The organism is Bradyrhizobium sp. (assembly GCF_016219575.1).
Lineage (GTDB): Bacteria > Pseudomonadota > Alphaproteobacteria > Rhizobiales > Xanthobacteraceae > Bradyrhizobium.
Genome location: NZ_JACRMG010000008.1, coordinates 30,931 through 48,479 on the forward strand (window position 1 = coordinate 30,931; position 17,549 = coordinate 48,479).

13 protein-coding genes are annotated in these 17,549 nt (G+C 65.7%); 4 read left to right on the forward strand and 9 right to left on the reverse strand.

Annotated elements, in window-relative coordinates:
• Positions 1–54 precede the first annotated feature (54 nt).
• The 6 genes from ugpC to HZB49_RS04810 form a co-directional block, all read right to left on the reverse strand.
• Positions 55–1,152 carry a sn-glycerol-3-phosphate ABC transporter ATP-binding protein UgpC gene (gene ugpC, locus HZB49_RS04785; protein ID WP_291609361.1) on the reverse strand — a complete coding sequence of 366 codons (1,098 nt, stop codon included), beginning with the start codon at positions 1,150–1,152 and terminating at the stop codon, positions 55–57.
• Positions 1,153–1,220: 68 nt separating this feature from the next.
• The gene (locus tag HZB49_RS04790; protein ID WP_291609362.1) at positions 1,221–2,501 is read right to left on the reverse strand and encodes an extracellular solute-binding protein; all 1,281 of its coding nucleotides are present in this window, start codon (positions 2,499–2,501) and stop codon (positions 1,221–1,223) included.
• A gap of 57 nt (positions 2,502–2,558) precedes the next feature.
• The gene (locus HZB49_RS04795) at positions 2,559–3,395 is read right to left on the reverse strand and encodes a carbohydrate ABC transporter permease (protein ID WP_291609363.1); all 837 of its coding nucleotides are present in this window, start codon (positions 3,393–3,395) and stop codon (positions 2,559–2,561) included.
• Between the two features lie 4 nt (positions 3,396–3,399).
• The gene (locus tag HZB49_RS04800) at positions 3,400–4,293 is read right to left on the reverse strand and encodes a sugar ABC transporter permease (protein ID WP_291609364.1); all 894 of its coding nucleotides are present in this window, start codon (positions 4,291–4,293) and stop codon (positions 3,400–3,402) included.
• 209 nt (positions 4,294–4,502) lie between these two features.
• Positions 4,503–6,215: a bifunctional protein-serine/threonine kinase/phosphatase gene (locus HZB49_RS04805; RefSeq protein WP_291609365.1), complete on the reverse strand. Its 1,713-nt coding sequence runs from the start codon at positions 6,213–6,215 to the stop codon at positions 4,503–4,505.
• Positions 6,216–6,240: 25 nt separating this feature from the next.
• Positions 6,241–7,500, reverse strand: coding sequence for an MFS transporter (locus HZB49_RS04810; RefSeq protein ID WP_291609366.1), 1,260 nt, complete (start codon positions 7,498–7,500; stop codon positions 6,241–6,243).
• A 613-nt stretch (positions 7,501–8,113) separates the two neighbouring features.
• On the opposite strand from HZB49_RS04810, the gene nirB reads away from it, so the two are divergent.
• The 4 genes from nirB (at position 8,114) to HZB49_RS04830 (ending at position 14,638) form a co-directional block, all read left to right on the forward strand.
• Entirely contained in the window at positions 8,114–10,582 is a 2,469-nt protein-coding gene (nirB, locus tag HZB49_RS04815; RefSeq protein WP_291609367.1) for a nitrite reductase large subunit NirB, read from the forward strand.
• The gene (gene nirD, locus HZB49_RS04820) at positions 10,579–10,905 is read left to right on the forward strand and encodes a nitrite reductase small subunit NirD (protein WP_291609368.1); all 327 of its coding nucleotides are present in this window, start codon (positions 10,579–10,581) and stop codon (positions 10,903–10,905) included. Before nirB ends, nirD begins: the two co-directional genes overlap by 4 nt.
• A gap of 14 nt (positions 10,906–10,919) precedes the next feature.
• A complete protein-coding gene (locus HZB49_RS04825) occupies positions 10,920–13,577 on the forward strand; it encodes a nitrate reductase (RefSeq protein ID WP_291609369.1) in 2,658 nt (885 codons plus the stop codon).
• Positions 13,578–13,714: 137 nt separating this feature from the next.
• Entirely contained in the window at positions 13,715–14,638 is a 924-nt protein-coding gene (locus HZB49_RS04830) for a PepSY-associated TM helix domain-containing protein (protein ID WP_291609370.1), read from the forward strand.
• A gap of 47 nt (positions 14,639–14,685) precedes the next feature.
• Here the strand turns inward: HZB49_RS04830 and HZB49_RS04835 are convergent, their stop codons facing one another.
• The 3 genes from HZB49_RS04835 to HZB49_RS04845 form a co-directional block, all read right to left on the reverse strand.
• Positions 14,686–15,567 carry a hypothetical protein gene (locus HZB49_RS04835; protein WP_291609371.1) on the reverse strand — a complete coding sequence of 294 codons (882 nt, stop codon included), beginning with the start codon at positions 15,565–15,567 and terminating at the stop codon, positions 14,686–14,688.
• Between the two features lie 135 nt (positions 15,568–15,702).
• On the reverse strand, positions 15,703–16,461 hold the full coding sequence (gene fliP / locus HZB49_RS04840) for a flagellar type III secretion system pore protein FliP (protein ID WP_291609372.1): 759 nt from the start codon (positions 16,459–16,461) through the stop codon (positions 15,703–15,705).
• The gene (locus HZB49_RS04845; RefSeq protein ID WP_291609373.1) at positions 16,458–17,423 is read right to left on the reverse strand and encodes a flagellar biosynthetic protein FliO; all 966 of its coding nucleotides are present in this window, start codon (positions 17,421–17,423) and stop codon (positions 16,458–16,460) included. Before HZB49_RS04845 ends, fliP begins: the two co-directional genes overlap by 4 nt.
• Between the last annotated feature and the right edge of the window lie 126 nt (positions 17,424–17,549).

Sequence of the window (17,549 nt, forward strand, 5' to 3'; positions counted from 1 at the left end):
CGCTCTAAAGAAGGTGGGCACGGCGCGTAGCGCCTTTGCCCACCCTACACGCTCTCAGCCCGCAATCGGCAGCTCCGTCGCGGGGTCGAAGAAGTGCAGCCGGCCGAGCTGCGCCGAGAGGCGGACCTGGTCGCCGGGGGCGACTTTGGTCTCGGCGGGCACGCGGGCGACGGTTAGGGCATCGCTGCCGACGCGTGTCTCCAGCAAGATTTCCGAGCCGAGCTGCTCGACGACTTCGACCCGGGCGTCGAAACCGGATCCGGGCGCGGCCTCGCCGAGCGCAAGATGCTCGGGCCGGACGCCCATGACGACCTGCCTGCCGTCATGCGGTTCGAGCGCGCGTGCACAGGCGGGAGTGACGGACAGCTCGATGCCCGAGGTCTCGACCGTCGTGGCGCCGGCCTGCCGGCGCACGGTGACGTCGACGAAGTTCATCGCGGGCGCGCCGATGAAGCCGGCGACGAACTTGTTGGCGGGCTTCTCATAGACCGCGAGCGGCGTGCCGATCTGCTGCACGCGGCCGTCGCGCATGATGACGACGCGGTCGCCAAGCGTCATCGCCTCGATCTGGTCGTGGGTGACGAACACCGACGTGGTCGGGATCTGCGCATGCAGGCGCTTGATCTCGATGCGCATCCTGGCGCGCAGCTTGGCGTCGAGATTCGACAGCGGCTCGTCGAACAGGAACACCTGCGGATTGCGCACGATGCAGCGGCCGAGGGCGACGCGCTGCTGCTGGCCGCCGGACAATTGCTTCGGCTTGCGCTGCAGCAGTTCGTGCAGGCCGAGAATGTCGGCGGCACGGCCGATCGCGACCTTGATCTCGGCTTCTGCCACGCGCTTGTTGCGCAGGCCGAAGGCGAGATTGTCGTAGACGCTCATGTGCTGGTAGAGCGCGTAATTCTGGAACACCATGGCGACGTCGCGGTCGCGCGGCGGCAGGTGGTTGACGAGCTTGCCGCCGATGCGGATGTCTCCGCTGGAGATGTCCTCCAGCCCCGCAATCATGCGCAGCGTCGTGGACTTGCCGCAGCCGGACGGGCCGACCAGCGCGACGAACTCCTTGTCGGCGATTTCGAGATCGACGTCCTTCACGGCGTGAAACAGCGACCCGTAATGCTTGTTGAGCTTGCTGAGGCTGATCGCTGCCATTCGTCACTTGACCTGCTGACCTGAATCGGGGAGCCCGCCGCGGGACGCGCGGCGGGTCTTCGCGTCTGTTACTGCGCCGCCTTGCTGACGAGCGGGGCGCCTTCGGCGAGCACCTTCGCAATGTCCTCGCGCTTGCCGGTGACGGCCTTGGTGACGGTGTCGTTGAAGGCCTTGTGCACGGCGGGCCATTGCGGGAAGTAATAGGCGCCGCGCACCTTGTCGGGCGAATCCAGCACCGCTTCCTTCAGCAGCTTCATGAAGGGATCCTGCGCGGCGATCTCCGGCCAGAACGACGTGTTCGGCGGCGGCGCACCGGTCGCCTTGAACATCTTGGTCTGGCCTTCCTTGTCGAGCATCATCGCTTCCAGCATCTGCTTGGCGAGCTTCTTGCGCTCTTCCGGAATCGATTTCGGGATCGCCCAGCCCCAGATGTCGTCCCAGCCGAACGGCTTCTGCCGGTCCGGTCCGAGCGGGAAGCGCGCGGCGGCGACCTTGCCGGCGATCTTCGACTTGTTGGGGTCGTTGAACGTGCCCCACCACAGCGTGTCGGCGACGGTGAACGCGGCATCGCCGGCCATGAAGATGGCATTGGCTTCGTTGCGGTCATAGGCGGGCATGCCGCGCGGCACGATCTTGTGGGTGTTGATCGCATCCCACCAGTACTCGACGTTCTTCTGCATGCAGGGCTCGGTCAGGCCCGACTTCCAGCCGGCGGCGGCGAGCTTCTTGTTGTCGCGCTCGTAGGCCGGCATCAGTACGTCGCAATTGTTGGCCCACATCGACCAGAACCAGCTGAACCAGGAGTGGTTCATCGACATGCCGGCGACATAGCCGAACTTCACCTTGCCGTCGGCCTGCAGCTTCTTGCTCAGGGTGACGAGCTCATCCAGCGTCTTCGGCACTTCCTCAGGCTTGACCAGGTCGGCGCGGTAGAAGAACACGCTGAAGGTCTGGCCCATCGGCACGACGGTGTTCTGGCCCTGCGCATTGGCGAACACGACCGGCGCCATGCTCCACTTGGAGGCATATTTGTTGGCGTCGACGTCGTCCATCGGCTCGAGCAGATGCGCCCAGGTCTGGCCCCAGTCGTCATTGTGCCAGATCACGTCGTACTGGTCGGAGTTGGAAGTCAGCGACGCCGTCATCTTCTCGACATAGACGCCGTAGGAGTTCGGTACCTTGACGATCTTGACGCCGTTCTTGGCGCCCCAGGTCTCGAACATGGCGATCGACAAGTCCTGGATCGGGCTCGGCTGGTAGCCGATCCGCAATTCCTTCACCTGCGCTTGTGCAGTCGTGACCAACATGGCGGCTGCCGCCGCCAACGTCCATCTTGCCATTGCCTGCATGGCTCAACTCCCTCGTTATCGTCGTTTGCTCGGTCTTCGTCTCTCTCTCTCTCTTGGTCAGATACGCAAACCCCGGATCACGTATTTCTGGCCGAACAGCGCGACCAGGAAGGCCGGCAGCAGCGCCATCACGGCGGTCGCCGCCATCAGGTTCCAGTGCAGTCCCATTTCGGTGACGAACTGCGCCATCACGACCGTGATCACGGGCACGCGGTTGCCGGTCAGGATCAGCGCGAACAGGAATTCGTTCCAGGTGAACAGCCAGCACAGCACAGCGAGCGCCGAGATCGCGGGCAGCGCGGAGGGGATGGCGACGCGGATGAAGGCGCCCCAGCGGCTGCAGCCGTCGATCATGGCGGCATATTCCATCGAGGGATCGATGCCGTCGAAAAAGCCCTTCATCAGCCACGAGAAGAAGCAGATGTGCACGGCGATGTGCGGCAGCAGCAGCCCGACATAGGTGTCGTAGATGCCCCAGCTCTGCACCACGAAGTAGAGCGGCAGCACCCAGGAGATATAGGGCACGCAGCGGAATACGTAGATGGTGCCGAACCAGATGCGCGACGCCGGTCCGGTGAAGCGCGACAGCATGTAGCCGCTCGACACCGTCACCAGCAGCGAAAAGACGGTCGCCAGCGTCGAGATCACGGCGCTGTTGATGAAGGCTTCGACGATGCGCTCTTGCCCCAGCACGTCCTTGAAATTGCCGAGGGTGAATTCGGTGCCGCGATGGACGTAGTAGACGCCGGATTCCGGCCGCAGCGAGGTGAGGATCAGCCACAGCACCGGAAAGGCGAAGGCAAAGCAGATCGCGGCAAGCGCGAGCGCAAGGAAAGTCCTGCGGCTCCAGTTCGGCAGGCCGGGCAAGAATTCGGGGCGCGTCACCATCGGCATGGACTTACGCCCTCGCGATGCGGTCGACGAGGCGGTACATCACCACGCCGAGCACGAGGATGATCAGCCCGCCGACGATGGCCGCCGCCGAGCCGCGGCCGAGATCGAGATTGAGGAAGGCGAGCACATAGGCATAGAGGCTGAACAACTCGGTCGAACGACCGGGGCCGCCGCCGGTCAGCGTCCAGACGATGTCGAAGGTGCGGAAGGCGTCGATGGCGCGGATCACCACGCAGACGACGATCACCGGCCGCAGCATCGGCAGCGTGAGATAGCGGAACACGCGCCAGGCCGAAGTGCCGTCGATGGCGGCGGCCTCGAAGGGTTCCCTGGGCAGGCTTTGCAAGCCGGCGAGCAGCAACAGCGTGAACCAGGGCGTCCACAGCCAGATGTCGGTCAGCACGATGATGGAAAAGGCGCTCCAGCGCTGCACCAGCCAGGGCTGGCCGTCGAGGCCGATTGCTTCCAGCACCACATTGGCAATGCCGAACTGGTCGTTGAAGATCCAGCGGATCATGATCGCGGCAACCACCGGCGCCACCATCAGCGGCACCAGCAGGATGGTCTGCACGATCTTTTGCGCGGGGAAGGGGCGGTTGAGCAGCAGCGCCAGGGCCAGCCCGGTCACCAGCGCGCCGAGCACGCTGACGACCATGAAGATGAAGGTGTTGGGCAGCACGACGTAGAGGAACGCCGGATCCGTGATCACGGAGTGATAATGCGCAAGGCCGACCCAGGTCTTCTTGGGATTGTAGAGCGCCCAGTCGCGAAAGCTGGCATTGGCGCCGATGACGATCGGCAGCACCTGGAACAGCAGCATCAGCAGCGCTGCCGGAGCGATGAGGAGCAGCATGAAGCGCTGCTGCTCGCCGAACATGGGACGTCGCGATGCCGACAAGCCCGTTACCCCGCAGTGCACTTTATTGTCAGCGAATGATCGCGATCATTCGCGTGCTTCATTGGTGCGTTGCCGCACATGCGCAATGTCAGGGGATTATGGGAGGGGCGTTCGATACTAGTCAATCCCGCCTTCCGGCGGGGGACGGCTGGCATCGCCGATGCAACTCCGGCTGGCAGCGATGGGCAGCCCCCGCCAGAGCAAAGCCGTCATCGCCACGCCAGCAGCACGATGACGAGCACGATCAGGCCCGCGGAAAGCAGCTTCCAGAACAGCAGCGGGTTGCGGTCGTAGAGCGCGGGCCTGTTGCTGGCTGCCGGCTTTGCCCACGTCGCGCCGTTTTCCAGTTCGTGGGCGAATTCGATGACGTCGCCGAAGCGCTGGGTGCGATCGACCGCGAGCGCCTTGCCGATCACGGCATCGAGCCACGCCGGCAGGTCGGGGCGGTAGCGCGACAGCGGCGCGGGCTTGCCGAAGCGCGGCCGCGAGAACGGCTCGATCTCGCCGAAGGGATAGGCGGCGGCGAACATGCGGTAGACCGTGACGCCGAGCGCAAAGAGATCGGAGAATTCGTCGCCGGCTTGGCCTGCGAACAGTTCGGGCGCCATGTAGCTCGCGGTGCCCGGGATGTCCTCGGCCGGAAAGTCCTCGAGCAGCGGCACGCGCGCCACGCCGAGATCGACCAGCCGCAGTCCGCCGTTCCCGAGCAGGATGACGTTGTCCGGCTTGATGTCGCGATGGATGATGCCGGCGCGGTGCAGCGTCGCCACCGCGCGCGAAAGTTTTGTGGCGATGCTCGTGCCTTCGGAGAGCGACAGCTGCGGCGGGCGCTTGAGGCGCTGCTCCAGCGTCTCGCCCTCGTAGAACGGCATCACCGAATAAAGCCTGGTCTGGCGCTCGTCCGGCACGTCGATGATCTCGCCGATCCACAGGCTGCGCACGCGCGCGGCAACCCAGGCTTCGCGGACGAAGGCGAGGCGGTAGGAGCCCTCGCTCGCCACGCGCGGATGCGGGAATTTCAGCACGACGTCCCGGCCCTGGCGGCGGTCGACTGCCTTGAACAAGCGGCTGTAGCGCCCGTCGGACAGCACGTCGCCGAGCGCAAAATCGTCGACCACGTCGCCGGTCGAGGGCAATTCCAGGATCGGCAGTGTGGCGATCGAATGGGTGAGCTCGTCGCGGTCGGCGGGCGGCAGGTCGAGCACGTCGAGCACCAGCGCCGTCATGTTGTCGCTGCTGCCGGCATCGAGCGCCGCATCGACCAAAGCGCGCGCGGAATCGTCCGGCGAGGTGCGCTCCCCGAGCAGGGCCTGCAGGCGGTGGTCGGAAAGCCAGCCGTGCACGCCGTCGCTGCAGATCAGGATGCGGTCGTGCTGCCGCAAGCCGATGGTCGTGTAGTCGAAGCGGGCGAAATCCTCGAAACCGATGGCGCGGTTGAGCGCATGGGCAAGGTCGCCGCGGCCGGCGATGTGGTCCTTGGTCAGCCGCTCCAGCCGGCCTTCGCTGAGGCGGTAGACCCGGGTGTCGCCGATGTGGATGACATGGCAGAGGCGGCGCGACAGGATCGCGGAGGAGAACGCGCAGCTCATGCCGGCGAGCTGCTCGTCGTTGTGGCCTTGCGCGTAAATCCAGCTGTTGGCGGCCTCCAGCGCGCGCGCGGCGCGGCGGCGCACGCCCATCGTCTCCGGCAGGGAATAATAGGCGTCGATGAAACAGCGCACCGCGATCTCGGCAGCCTCGCGCCCGCCGCGGTAGCCGCCGACGCCGTCGGCAACGGCGGCGACGACGTCGCGGTTGCTCAGCCTCGCCTGGCCGAGGCAGGCGCCGACATAATCTTCGTTGGCGGGGCGTTTGCCGGTCTCGCTGACGAAGCCGACGCGAACCCCGAGATTGCGCTGCGAACCGATCGTTATCTGCTGCAAGGCCTGTCCGGTCCCGGCGCGGGCGTCAGACCCGCGCTCCCGAGACCGCTCCCCATGTGGTGCGCCACCGGACCTTGACCATGGCAAGTCCGACGAAGCCAAGCAATGCCAGCACGGCGAAGAACAGGAAGCCCGCGCCGAATCCGCCGGTCCATCCCTTCGCAAGGCCGAGCGTCTGCGCCAGGAAGAAGCCGCCGATGCCGCCGGCGCAGCCGACGAGGCCCGTCATCAGGCCGATCTCGTTGCGGAAGCGCAGCGGGATGAGCTGGAACACGGCGCCGTTGCCCATGCCGAGCGCGAGCACGCCGATCGAGAACAGGAGCACCGAGACCCAGGCGATCTTCGGCATCGATGTGAGCGACCAGCCGCCCTGTACGGGCGAGGCCGGTCCCTCCGGCATGAAGGCGATGACGGCATAGGCCGCCACCACCACGGCAAACAGGATCGAGAGCGAGCGGATGCCGCCGATGCGGTCGGCGATGAAGCCGCCGACGGGCCGGAAGCCGGAGCCGAAGGCGACGATCAGCGCGACCAGGAGGCCGGCGGCGACGCCGGAGACGTGATACTGCACCGTGAAATACAGCGGCAGCGCGTTGGCGAGCCCGACGAAGCCGCCGAAGGTGATGAAGTAGAAGAAACAGAACCAGCGGCTGTCGGGGTCGCGCAGCAGCGCGCCATAGGCGGCAAGCGACACCGGCTTGCGTTCGCCCGGCGCGTCCTTGGCGGCGCCGATATAAAAGGCAAGGATGATGACCATCGGAACGAGCAGCGCGGCAAACACGGCCTGCCAACCCCAGGTCTCGGCGATGACGGGCGCGAGCAGCGTGTCGATGACCACGCCCATGTTGCCGGCACCTGCAATGCCCATGACGATGCCCTGATATTGCGGCGGATACCAGCGGCTCGCCTGCGGCAGCGCCACGGCAAAGGACGCCCCGCCGATGCCGAGCACGAGGCCGAACACGATGATCGCATCCTTGGTCGGAAGGCCGAAGTACCAGACCCAGGCGGTGGCGACGATGACGAGCGCTTGCGCGATGATGCCGGTGCGCTTGGCGCCGATCAGATCGGCGAGGATGCCCATGGGCACGCGCAGCACCGCGCCGGCCAGTACCGGGATCGCAACGAGGGTGAACTTCTCGTTGACGGCAAGATTCATGTCGCGCGCGATGTAGATCATCAGCGGACCGAGCGCGACCCAGGCCATGAAACTGATGTCGAAGTACAGGAACGCAGCCAGCAGCGTCGGCCAGTGGCCCGCCTTCTTGAACTCGGCAAACTTCATTGCAGGCAGCCTCGCGTCTTGGCCGCCACTATGCATGGCACAGTGAACAGCACAGATGGATCGATTTTGATGATTAGGAGAGTCGGCTCGTCTTTGAGGCGCTCTCGGTCGTGCAGAAGTTAGCAAGAGCCGTGCCACATCATTGAGCACTGTGCTTTTTCAATGGTCGCAAGGCGTTGCAGGCGGCATGCGATGCCCAAGGCGCACGCATTGCGCGGCGCATCGGCAAGTCGCGCCACTGAAATGCGCAGCGTGGTGCTTTTTTGAGCGCGGCATTGCGTGCGGAGCACGCGCAGCGCTCGCGCGGTTAATTTCGGTTAACGCGCAGGCGTGCGCGCAGACTGCACAAGAGATGGTCGGGCGGGGCGAAATTTTGTGCGGTGCTTCCAAAGGCGTTCCGGCAGTGATTCTACGGCTATTCTGCAAGATATTGATTTAACTGATAAAATTGTTGCCGCAGGACTGGCACGGCTTTTGAATATTTGGGTCCAGAGATCGTCACTGCCGACGCTCCCTTCGCCCGCGGACGGGCTTCACAACATCTGAATGCAACTCGTCACCGGTGCGACGACAGCGTCGTCGCGCGGAGCCGTCGGAATTTGAAAGGCAGACCATGCTCGAGAGACTAGCGAAGCAGAAACTGGTGGTGATCGGTAACGGCATGGCCGGCATCCGCACCGTCGAGACGCTGCTGGAGCGCGCGCCCGATCTCTACGAAATCACCGTGTTCGGCGCCGAGCCCTACGGCAACTACAACCGCATTCTGCTCTCGCCCGTGCTGGCCGGCGAGAAGACCGTCGACGACATCATGCTCAACACCGAGCAGTGGTACGAAGACAACGGCATCACGCTGCGCAAGGGCGAAACCATCACGATGATCGACCGCCGCTCCTGCGAGGTCGTCACGTCAGATGGTGCGCGCGTTCCCTACGACCGCCTGCTGATCGCCACCGGCTCCAACCCGATCGTGCTGCCGATCCCCGGCAACAAGCTGAAGGGCGTCATCGGCTTCCGCGACATCCAGGACGTCGAGCACATGGTTGCGGCCTCGACTTCCCGCCGCAACGCCGTGGTGATCGGTGGCGGCCTGCTCGGCCTCGAAGCCGCCAACGGCCTGATGAAGCGCGGCATGAACGTCACCGTCGTGCATCTGCTGGACACGCTGATGGAGCGCCAGCTCGATGCGGTGGCCGGTGGTCTCCTGCGCAAGTCGCTGGAAGAGCGCGGCCTGGTGTTCAAGATGCCGGCGCAGACCGAAGCGATCCTCGGCGAGGATCACGTCACCGGCGTGCGCTTCAAGGACGGCACCGAGCTGCCCGCCGACATTGTCGTGATGGCGGTCGGCATCAAGCCCAATATCGATCTGGCCAAGAAGGCGGGCCTCTATTGCGAGCGCGGCATCGTGGTCTCCGACACCATGCAGACCTATGACGGCCGCATCTATGCGGTCGGCGAATGCGTGCAGCACCGCCGCCAGTGCTACGGGCTGGTGGCGCCGCTGTTCGACCAGGCCAAGGTCTGCGCCAACCATCTCGCGATGAAGGGCTTTGCCACCTATGACGGCTCGGTCACGTCCACCAAGCTGAAGGTGACCGGCATCGACCTGTTCTCGGCCGGCGATTTCGCGCCCGGTCCGGACAAGGAGGAGATCGTGCTGCAGGACGCCAACCGCGGCGTCTACAAGCGCATCATCCTGAAAGACAAGAAGATCGTCGGCGCCGTGCTCTATGGCGACACCGTCGACGGCCCTTGGTATTTCCAGCATCTGCGCGACGGCACCGATGTCTCGGCGATGCGCGAGCGGCTGGTGTTCGGCGCCGCCAATCTCGGCGATGGCGGCCATGCCGGCCAGAATTCGGTCGCCGCCATGAGCGATGCCACGGAAATCTGCGGCTGCAACGGCGTCTGCAAGGGCACCATCGTCAAGGCGATCGCCGAGAAGAAGTTGTTCACGCTGGACGACGTGCGCGCCCATACCAAGGCGTCCTCGTCCTGCGGCTCCTGCACCGGCCTCGTCGAGCAGGTGCTGGCCTTCACCCTCGGCGGCGACTATTCCGCCGCGCCGAAGGTCAAGCCGCTCTGCAAATGCACCGATCACAGCCATGACGACGTCCGCCGCGTCATCGTCGAGCAGTCGCTGAAGACCATTCCCGAAGTCATGAAGTTCATGGAGTGGAAGACGCCGAACGGCTGCCACTCCTGCCGCCCGGCGCTGAACTACTATCTGCTCTCGACCTGGCCTGGCGAATACAAGGACGACCAGCAGTCGCGTTATATCAACGAGCGCGTCCATGCCAACATCCAGAAGGACGGCACGTACTCCGTGGTGCCGCGGATGTGGGGTGGGGTAACCACGCCGAACGAGCTTCGCGCCATTGCCGACGTCGCCGACAAGTTCAGCATTCCGACGGTGAAGGTCACCGGCGGCCAGCGCATCGACCTGCTCGGCGTCAAGAAGGAGGATTTGCCGGCGGTGTGGGCCGATCTCAACGACGCCGGCCTGGTCTCCGGCCACGCCTATGCCAAGGGCCTGCGCACGGTGAAAACCTGCGTCGGTTCCGAATGGTGCCGGTTCGGCACCCAGGATTCCACCGGGCTCGGCGTCAAGATCGAGAAGTTCATGTGGGGCTCGTGGACGCCGGCCAAGGTGAAGCTCGCCGTCTCCGGCTGCCCGCGCAACTGCGCGGAGGCGACCTGCAAGGACGTCGGCGTTGTCTGCGTCGACTCCGGCTACGAGATCCATTTCGCCGGCGCTGCCGGCCTGCATATCAAGGGCACCGAGTACCTCTGCAAGGTCGCGACCGAGGAGGAGACGATCGCGGTCATCGGCGCGCTGACCCAGCTCTACCGCGAGCAGGGCTGGTACCTGGAGCGCATGTACAAATGGTGCGACCGCGTCGGGCTCGATCAGATCCGCAAAGCCGTCGTCGACGATCTCGCCAACCGCAAGGCGCTTTATGACCGCTTTGCCTATTCGCAGCAATTCGCGCAGGACGACCCGTGGGCGGCACGTGCGCGACGCGGCGTCGACAGCAACGAGTTCAAGCCGATGGCCGAACTGGCCGAAATGGAGCCCGCATGAGCAACTGGATCGAAATCGGCGCACTGAAGGACATTCCGCGCCTCGGCTCGCGCGTGGTACGCACGGCAGGCGGCAACATCGCGGTGTTCCGCACCGAGAGTGACGAGGTGTTCGCGCTCGACGACCGCTGCCCGCACAAGGGCGGGCCGCTGTCGCAGGGCATCGTGCACAACAAGCGCGTGACCTGTCCGTTGCACAACTTCGTCATCGAGCTCGAAAGCGGCCAGGCGGTCGCACCCGACGAGGGCTGCACGCATTCCCATCCGGCCAAGGTGGAGAACGGCATCGTGTGGCTGTCGGTTCGCCAGACCGCTGCCGCCTGACCGGGTGAGGGGATATGCCGGTCAAGACCTCGTGCCCCTATTGCGGTGTCGGCTGCGGCGTGATCGCCGGCCGGGACAGGGAAGGCAACGTCAGCGTCACCGGCGATCCCACGCATCCCGCCAATTTCGGCCGGCTGTGCTCGAAAGGTTCGGCCCTGGCCGATACCGTCGATCTCGACGGGCGGTTGCTTGCGCCCGTCGTCGACGGGCAGGAGACGAGCTGGGATGCCGCGCTCGATCTGGTCGCGGAAGGCTTTGCCAGGACCATCCGCGAGCACGGACCGGATTCGGTTGCCTTCTACGTCTCCGGGCAGCTGCTGACCGAAGATTATTACGTCGTCAACAAGCTCGCGAAGGGTTTTGTCGGCACCGCCAATATCGACACCAATTCGCGGCTGTGCATGGCCTCCAGCGTCGCCGGCCACAAGCGGGCGTTCGGCAGCGACACGGTGCCGGGCTGTTATGAGGATCTGGAGCTGGCCGATCTCCTGATCCTGGTCGGCTCCAACGCGGCCTGGTGCCATCCCGTGCTGTACCAGCGCATGGTGGCGGCGAAGGAGAAGAATCCGGCCTGCCGCGTCGTGGTGATCGACCCGCGCCGCACCGCGACCTGCGAAGGCGCCGACCTGCATCTACCGCTGCGTCCCGGCAGCGATGCGGTGCTGTTCAACGGCCTGCTGGCGGCGCTGAAGCGCGCCAACGCCATCGACGGCACGTTCGTGCGCGCTTTCACCTCGGGCATGGACGCGGCCCTGGCTTCGGCCGGCGAGCAGACGGTGGCAGAGACTGCGGAGATATGCGGACTTGCCGAGGGCGCGGTCGAACGCTTCTTCGACTGGTTCATCAGGACCGAGCGCACGGTCACGCTCTATTCGCAGGGCATCAACCAGTCCTCCAGCGGCGTCGACAAGGTCAACGCCATCATCAACTGCCATCTCTTCACCGGCCGGATCGGCCATCCGGGCATGGGGCCGTTCTCGCTCACCGGCCAGCCCAACGCGATGGGCGGACGCGAGGTCGGCGGGCTCGCCAACCAGCTCGCCGCCCACATGGAAATCGACAACCCGGTTCACCGCGACATCGTGCAGCGCTTCTGGCAGTCGCCTGTTGTCGCCGCGAAGGCGGGGCTCAAGGCGGTCGACATGTTCGACGCGATCGCGGACGGCCGCATCAAGGCGGTCTGGATCATGTCGACCAATCCGCTGGTGAGCCTGCCCGATGCCGACCGCGCGCGCGCCGCGCTCGATGCCTGCGATCTCGTCGTGGTGTCGGATGCGCTGCGCTATACCGAGACCACGCGGCACGCCCGCGTGCTGCTGCCGGCGCTGACCTGGGGCGAGAAGGACGGCACCGTCACCAATTCCGAACGGCGCATCTCGCGCCAGCGTCCGTTCCTGCCGGCGCCCGGCGCGGCGCGCGCGGACTGGAAGATCATCTGCGACGTCGCGCAGCGGATGGGATTTTCCGGCTTCGATTACGCCAACGTCGCGGAGATCTTCCGCGAGCACGCCAGGCTCTCCGGCTTCGAGAACGAAGGCAGCCGCGACTTCGACATCTCGGCGCTCGCAACCATCCAGGACCGTGCCTATGACGCGCTGGCGCCCGTGCAGTGGCCGGTGACGCCTGAGTTTCCGACCGGTGCGCCGCGGCTGTTCGAAGCCGGCGGGTTCTTCACGCCGGACCGCCGTGCGCGCTTCGTGCCGGTCGCGCCGCGTGCGCCGAAGAATGCGACCAGCCGCGACTATCCGCTGGCGCTCAACACCGGCCGCATCCGCGACCACTGGCACACCATGACGCGCACTGCGCGGTCGCCGCGGCTGATGCTGCACACGTTCGAACCCTGCGCCGAATTCCATCCCGAGGACGCACGCCGCGAGGGACTCGACAATGGCGCGCTGGTGCGGTTGACGTCGGCATATGGCGCGATGGTGGCGCGCGTCGCCGTCATGCCGGAACAGCGGCGCGGCTGCGTGTTCGTGCCGATGCACTGGAGCGGCGAATATGCCGGCGAGGCGCGCATCAACGCGCTGGTCAATCCCGCTACCGATCCGATTTCCGGCCAGCCGGAACTGAAACACACGCCGGTGCGGGCCGAGCCATATTTGCCGAAATGGCATGTCTTCATCCTGAGCCGGCGGGAGATCGAGCCGCCGGCCGGCGGCTATTGGGTGCGCGGGCGGCTGGAGCGTTACTTCCGTATGGAACTCGCCTTCGACGAGCGGCCGGATAGCTGGCGCGACTGGGCGCGCGAGCAACTCGGTCTGGTCGAGGACGAGATCGAATGGATCGCCTATCGCGATCCCGGGGCAGGGCGTTATCGCTATGCCGCCGTCCGGAACGGCACGCTGGAGGGGTGCGTGTTCGTCGCGCCCGACCACAGGCTGGTCTCGCGCTCCTGGCTGTCGAGCCTGTTTGCGGAGGATCCGCTGTCGCCGGCGGCGCGGATGTCGCTGCTCGCGGGCCAGCCGAGCGATGCCCGCGAGGATATCGGGCCGGTCGTCTGTGCCTGCTTCGGCGTCGGCCGCAACCAGATCGCCACGGAAGCGCTCAAGGGTGCAGACTCTGTTGAAGCGATCGGCAAGCGGCTGAAGGCCGGAACCAATTGCGGCGCCTGCCGGCCTGAGATTGCGAAGCTGTTGCATGTCGGCGCGCGCGACGCGCAGCCCGCGTGAGCTTCACCGTGCGGCCACCAAGCCAAGCCGCGTCAGTCGCACTTGATCCCGGTCAACGCGGAATCTTCCAGATGGACAAACCGTCATTTGTCTCATGATGCGGCGGCGTGCAGTGTCTGCCGGCGCCGGAGGACCAGATGACGAAGCCAATTCTTCTGAAGCTGCACCGCTGGACCACGCTGATCTTTGCATTGCCGCTGCTTGCATTGATCGTAACCGGCACGATTCTCTCCTTCGAGCCGATGGCGCAGCATGCCGGCATCAAGCCACAATCCGTCGACGCGACGCGGGTTGTCGAACTCATCAAGCGCCATGATCCGGAAGGCAGGACGACGGGAATTTCGATCAACAGCGCAGAGCAGACCCTGACGCTTCGACGCGCCGGTACGCTGTCGATCGCAAGCGGGGAGCCGGTGGCTACGCCTTCGGCTGTGGCCGGGCTGTTCCTGTGGGCGCGTGTCACGCACGAAAAGCTGCTTGGGCAATCCTGGCTGGTGACATCATCGACGATCGCGCTGGTCGCAATCATGAGCATCGGCGTCCTGATGGGACTGCCGCGCCTGCGCAACACCCTGTCCGGCTGGCACAAGGGGGCGGCCTGGTTCACGCTTCCGCTCGTCCTGGCGAGCCCATTGACCGGCCTGTGCCTGGCATTCGGCCTGACCTTTCAGGGTGGCATGGCGCAGGGGAGCGGCCGGCCGATGCCGATGGTCGATGCGGTGCAGATCGTCGCAAATTCCCACGACCTCGCAAACGTTATGTCGATCCGCCTCCGGGGCAGAGGCACGATGGCGCGCATCTATGACGGCGGCGAGCTTCGCGCCTATGCGGTGACGCCTGACGGCACGAAAGCGCTGCCCCGCAACTGGCCACGACTGATCCATGAGGGAAACTGGTCGGCAACGATCGGCGGCACGCTCAATGTCGTCACGTCGGTTGCGCTCCTGACGTTACTGACCACGGGCCTCTGGATCTGGGCGCGGCGTAATTTGCGCCGCCGCACCCAACGCGGGCGCGATCCGGCCGGCAACGAAGCGTCGGTGAGCGCGGCGGTCTCCTGAGCCGCCGCCATCTGCCGCCGCGGTTGGCGCGGTTCCCTTATTGCTCGTCAATACGGTTCCACCTCCATCGCCCAGGCCGTTTGTTCATGGCCATGGGCGTAGGTGCGGTTGGTCTGCGCCGGATTGCGGTTGACCAGCGGCCGCATGTACATCGGGTGCGTAGCGCTGCGCACCTCGTGTTCGACGGTGAAGAGCCGCCTGCCGTCGGCGGGGTCGACGATGTCGCAAAAGCGGTACTGATACTGGTTGTCCTCGCGCGTGATCAGACCGCGCTCGAGCAGGCGCCGGTAAGGGCCGGAAAAATCAGCGATATAGATCTGCACGTGGTGGCCGTCGAAATCCGGGTGCGCCCGATCGGTCTCGCGGAATTGCAGATACTGCTCCTTCCCCACCTTCACCCGCGCGACGGTGCCATCGCCGTTCGCAACCGAAGCCGGTATGCCCATGACCTGCGGATAGAAGGCCGCAATGCCCTTCGCGGTCCCCGGCGGCACCTCGAATTCGACATGGGGAATGCCGAGCGCAATGGGTCCGAAGCGCGCGGCATCGGGCTCGTAGATGCGTAGCCGGTTGCCCCAGGGACAGGTCGCCTCGACATAATCGTTGTGCTCGCGGAATGCGAAGGCGGTGCCATCGAGCTTCGGCGCAACGGACGTCAGCCGGCCGAGCAGGGCCTTGCGGTCGGGGATGACCAGCGCGGTATGGCCGCGCAGCACCTGCGCCTTGCCGCTCGGCAGATGGAACTGGCTCCTGCCGACATTCACCCACATGTTGCTGTCGGACACCATCAGATAGGGATCACGGGTCAATCCGAGCCCGGCGATGTAGAACAGCGTGGCCGGCCGCTGGTCCGGCACCTGCACGTTGACGTGCTCGAGGTGGATGGAGTTGCCAAGGTCTTCTGCGGATCGGTCGAATGGCTGCGACATGACGCGGGCTCCAAATGAAGTCCACCGCATCTTAGTGAAGCGCGCAGCCTGATCCAGCCGTTCCGTGTGCCGGCGGGCCCCTACTTTGCATGGGGTTGTTTTCGCGATTTTATGTCCCAGGCCCTGGCGTCCGGTCTACCCGCCGCCGTAGCTCTGCACCAGGCTCCCGGCGACCAGCGACCAGCCGTCGACCAGCACGAAGAAGATCAGCTTGAACGGCAAGGACACCACGACCGGCGGCAGCATCATCATGCCCATCGACATCAGGACCGAGGCGACGACGAGGTCGATGATCAGGAAGGGCAGGAACAGCAGAAAGCCGATCTCGAAGGCGCGCTTGAGCTCCGAGATCATGAAGGCCGGCACCAGGATGCGCAGGGACATGTCTTCCGGCGTCGCGGGCGGCGCCTCGCCCGACATGTCCATGAACAGTTTCAGGTCCTTCTCGCGCACGTTCTTCTGCATGAAGATGCGCAGCGGGCCGGAAGCGCGCTGCAACGCGTCCTCGACGCCGATCTGGTTGGCGATCAGCGGCTTGATGCCGTCGTCATAGGACTTTTGCAGCACCGGCCCCATCACGAAGGCGGTGAGGAACATTGCGAGCGCAATGATGACCGAGTTCGGCGGCGCAGTCGCGGTGCCCAGCGCCGTGCGCAAGAGCGACAGCACCACCACGATGCGCGTGAACGACGTCATCATGATCAGGATGGAGGGGGCGACGGAAAGGATCGTCAGCAGCGCGATCAGCTGGATCGCGCGCTCGGTGACGCCGCCGCCACCCTGGCCGAAATTGATGCTGATATCCTGCGCGAGCGCCGGCTCGGCCAGCGATCCGGCGGCGACTATCAGAACAGGAAGGGAAAAAACTCTACGCGGAAGGGCCGCGATCCTCACGTAGAATTCTTTGGCCGTCCCAGCAGGGACGCCATCTCGTCTTCGAGATTTTCAAAGCTGGTCTTTTGCGGCGCCGGCGAGGGGGCCTCGCTGCGCGACGGCCGCGCGGGCGGCGCTTCCGGCTGCACGGGCGGGGCGACGTTGTCGCTTGCCGGCCGGCGCAGCGCCGCTTCGAGCCGCTGCGCCATTTCGGCGAGATTCTGGTCGGCCGAGGAAGCCGGCGGTGCAGGAGGCGGCGGCGGGGGTGGCGCGGCGGCGCGTTCGCGCACCGGCGCCTTGGGCGGCTCGGGCGAACGCGAGGGACGCGGCATCATGGGTTCGCTGCGCGACATCGGTTCGCTGCGCGGCATGGGTTCGCTGCGCGGCATGGGCGGTTCGCCACGCGGCATGCGCGGCGGCAGCGGTTCGGCGCGCGGCTCGCTGCGGCCCATCGCTTCGGGCGCGAAGCCGGCCAGCGGATCGGAAGGTCGCTCCATCGGCGGCGGGGGCGGCGGCACAGGCGCGCGGCGGCGGGCCTCGTCGGCAAAGGAGGGGCGCGGCGGACGCGGCGGCGGTTCGGGCATCTGCGGCTCGACATGCTCGAACATCTCGGTCCGGACCGGCTCGCCTTCCCAGGCGGTGTCGGGCAAGGGCGCGATTCGCGGCGGCGCTTCGCCGGCACCCGGGCGCTGCGGAATCTGGTCGCGCTGCGGCATGGCGCGGACGATGTTGGTCTCCACCACGATGTCGCTGGGACCGCCGATCATCAGCAGATGTTCGATATTGTCGCGGCGGACCAGCACGAGGCGGCGCCGGCCGTCGACGGCGGCGGCATCGATCACGGCGAGCCGCGGCATCCGTCCGCGGCCGGTGCTGGCGCCGAGGCGGTTGCTGGCAAATTGGCGGACGAGCCAGGCGGCGCCACCGATCAGCGCCAGGACGCCGACGAAGATGAGGAAACCTAACAGGTAGTTTGACGACATGGATGTCCCCGGCCAACTGGCCTTTCACAAGCTCCGGTCTCGACCGACGCGGACAACTAAAGCGAGCCGCACCGGGCAAAAGCAACGCCCGAGATCAGCCTTATTCCTTAATTCCCCACGGCAAAA